The 1,410-nt window shown below is 61.4% G+C and carries 1 protein-coding gene; it reads right to left on the bottom strand.

Annotated elements, in window-relative coordinates:
* Positions 1–1,338 (bottom strand): IS66 family transposase (gene tnpC, locus ABDZ36_RS14710; RefSeq protein WP_343749380.1); only part of this gene is annotated, 1,338 nt, incomplete at its 3' end.
* Between the last annotated feature and the right edge of the window lie 72 nt (positions 1,339–1,410).

Genomic DNA, 1,410 nt, shown 5'->3' with positions numbered 1-1,410 from the left:
AGCGATTCGCTTGAACTCATCGTAGGGATTGCGTCCCTGCTGGCGGCAGGTCGCCAGCAGGGACAGCAGCGTCTCATGCACAAACATGCCGCGGTCGTTGCGGAGCGTTCCGATGAGCTTCCGGAGAACCACTGGCTCACGAAGCGCATTTTCAGCGGCGTTGTTCGTTGGGGAGACCGCTGGCTCACCGATGAAGGTGAGCCAGTGGTCAAGGCCTCCTTCGATCTTGCCAAGTAGTGTTGCCACTGGTCCGTCGGGAACTGACCGCTCTATCAGCGATTCAAGCTCTCTCCGCGCCACACGTTGGAGTTCTGCTCGCTTACGGACTGTCAAGTCGCTCTCCAGCCGAGTCTGGAGAGCGACGTACAGCTGTTTGAGAGCACGATAGATCGGTTCGCCTTCCGCCTGCTTCTCGGCGGCGTCTTCAGCCTCCCGGAGAATATGCGCCCAACACCGCTGGAGGTTGCTGCTGAAAGCCGGATACGCCGTCCAGCCATCACAGACGACCGTTCCCGCGAAGTCCTCGCCAAGGACTTCCGCGGGAACATCACTTCCTCGACTCTCCCTGACCGCGTACAGCGTGTGGTTCTCGGTGGTGAACGTCCAGATCCATGCCTGTTCGCCGTTGCGTTTGATTCCAGTCTCGTCAATGTGGACGACGTCGGCTTGCTGGATCTGGCGTCGAATCTGCTCGTACTTACAGCGACCGGCGCGCGCAGCGCGCTCGGTCGCGTGCCACGCGGACGCGCCTGACAGCACCAGTCCGTGGAGTTGTTCGAAGCGGTCGCCGATCTTCCGGTAGGGAAGGCGGTGGTCGTACCGAGAGAGCGCCGCCTGTGCGATGACGTTCACCCCGAACTGCCCCTCATCGGGGCAGTCGGGGTGTGAGGCCACAGTCTCGGCACCACAGGAGTGACACTCGTAGTGGTGGCGGTTGTACTGTGTGACTTCCGGTGGCTGTGGATCAGGGAGTTCCTCGACGAGTCGGGGGCTGACGCCCGCCGACTCGTCGAACGCTTCACCACAGTCTGGACAGCAGTCACAGGTGACCTCGATTTCTCGATCTGGGTCAGGAGCGTCGCGCCATTCCGGGTCGTGTCCAGACATTCGGCCGGGCGTGCCACCGTCAGTCCGTGGCTGTTCGTCGTCCTCGTCCCCGCCGGACGAGGACGACTCCTCTTGGTCCGATTGGTCCTTGCTCGGCGGTGTATGGGGTCCCTCGTACCACCGAAGCTTGGCTCTGAGCCGCTTGTTCTCCTCTCGGAGCTTTTCGTTTTCTTCCTCAAGCGCAGCAAGACGGTCGAGGATCTCTTCTTTGGTCGGCTCCGAAGAAGTCATGAACAGACGAGACGGGATGGTCTCCGATCCGGAGACCATCCCTCGAGGGTACACTCACTCGCCTGTTGCATC

Source organism: Halarchaeum salinum (genome assembly GCF_039520965.1).
Classification (GTDB): domain Archaea; phylum Halobacteriota; class Halobacteria; order Halobacteriales; family Halobacteriaceae; genus Halarchaeum; species Halarchaeum salinum.
The sequence above is the reverse complement of the archived record's forward strand: the minus strand, read 5'-3'. Positions and strand labels throughout refer to the sequence as shown.